The organism is Agrobacterium sp. a22-2 (assembly GCF_012276985.1).
GTDB lineage: Bacteria > Pseudomonadota > Alphaproteobacteria > Rhizobiales > Rhizobiaceae > Allorhizobium.
The window spans coordinates 1-391 of the sequence record NZ_JAAXMM010000116.1 but is presented as its reverse complement, the minus strand read 5'-3'; the positions used below and the strand labels follow the sequence as shown (position 1 = coordinate 391).

Annotated in this window: 1 protein-coding gene; it reads left to right on the top strand. The window is 47.3% G+C overall.

What is annotated here, in order from left to right:
• Window positions 1-113 precede the first annotated feature (113 nt).
• Window positions 114-391 (top strand): hypothetical protein (locus HFC70_RS26875; RefSeq protein WP_210259479.1); only part of this gene is annotated, 278 nt, incomplete at its 3' end.

Below are 391 nucleotides of genomic sequence, written 5' to 3'. Positions count from 1 at the left end.
AAACGGTTCAATGCCGTTTCAGCGACAACCCTACGCCTCAGAAAGTGGAGGACTACACCCTTGATGGAGTGAAGGATCCAGATAGGGCTTACCGTATAGGAATGCGCAGGCTGATGAAATATCGATATCAGCGGCTAACGCATACAACCAGCACAGAAATGGATGCTCTTTGCTATAACTACGGCGATCGCAACGTTCTTACCGATGATATTCCCGGAAGCAAAACGATTAGTTGCCTTGTGGTAGATGAACAGCATGATGCTAACACGGTAAGGATCCAAGTTAGTGAACCCCTGGATTGGTCATTTGAAAACCCACGATGCTTAATCCGGTTTCAAGATGGTTCGGCATCGCCATTGCTGGTTCCAACTCGCATTGATGACTACACGTT